Raw genomic sequence first — 1,063 nt, 5'->3', positions numbered from 1 at the left:
GGCGTTGCCGCCAACATCCTGCCGGCCATGGGCTTCGCCATGCTCGGCCGCCTGGTGCTCACCAAGCAGCTCGTGCCCTTCTACTTCCTGGGCTTCCTGCTGTGCTCCTACGCCAACGTGCCCGTCCTGGGCGTCGCCCTGATCGCCATCATCATCGGCATCGACAAGTTCGACCTGCTCGGCCTGGGCGGAGCCCAGCCCCAGCTTTCCGCGGAAGGGGATGAGGACGATGACTTCTAGTCCCGAGAACAAGATCACGCGCTCCGACCTCGTCAAGAGCGCCGTCAACGTCGGCGCCCTGGGCATGGAGTTCTCCTGGACCTACTACAAGCAGATGAACATCGCCTTCTGCCTGATGGTCGCCAACATGCTCAAGAAGATCTACGCCGGCCGCCCCGACGACTACGCCGAGGCCCTGCATCGCCACTGCGCGTTCTTCAACATCACCGTCCAGTTCGCCCCGTTCGTCGGCGGCATCGCGATGGCCATGGAGGAGAAGGTCGCCCGCGGCGAGATCGAGCCCGAGAGCGTCAACGACGTCAAGGCCGCCCTCATGGGCCCGCTGTCCGGCATCGGCGACTCCATCTTCCTGTCGACGCTGCGCGTGGTCGCCGCCGCGGTGGGCATCAGCCTGTGCCAGGCCGGCAACCCCTTCGGCCCCATCGCCTTCCTGCTCATCTACAACGTCCCCGGCTTCGCGCTGCGCATCTGGGGCGCCGTCAAGGGCTACGAGCTGGGCGTGGGCTTCCTGGACGAGGCCCAGAGGACCGGCCTCATGCAGAAGATCATGACCTGCGTGGGCATCGTGGGCGTCATGGTCGTGGGCGCCATGTGCAAGGACATGTTCTGGGCCAGCATCCCGGTGGCCATCGGCTCGGGCGAGGACGCCCAGACCCTCCAGGACATCCTGGACGGCATCATGCCCGGCATGCTCGGCATGCTCGCCTTCTGGCTGTACTACTGGCTGCTGTCCAAGAAGATCAACCCCATGGTGCTGATCGTGGCCACCATGGTCGTGGGCATCATCGGCGCGTTCTTCGGCGTGCTGGCGTAAGGGCCCGGC

The 1,063-nt window shown here is 65.7% G+C and carries 2 protein-coding genes; both read left to right on the top strand.

All coding sequences use genetic code 11. From position 1 onward, the window contains the following. The coding region (locus tag DW233_RS10100) for a PTS sugar transporter subunit IIC (RefSeq protein WP_147324175.1) at positions 1-240 on the top strand (240 nt) is incomplete at its 5' end. Beyond that, positions 221-1,054, top strand: coding sequence for a PTS system mannose/fructose/sorbose family transporter subunit IID (locus DW233_RS10095; RefSeq protein WP_117565064.1), 834 nt, complete (start codon positions 221-223; stop codon positions 1,052-1,054). The genes DW233_RS10100 and DW233_RS10095, both read left to right, overlap by 20 nt. Positions 1,055-1,063: the final 9 nt, after the last annotated feature.

It is taken from the genome of Collinsella sp. AM20-15AC, assembly GCF_003471405.1.
GTDB lineage: Bacteria > Actinomycetota > Coriobacteriia > Coriobacteriales > Coriobacteriaceae > Collinsella.
This window is presented reverse-complemented; position numbering and strand designations above follow the sequence as displayed.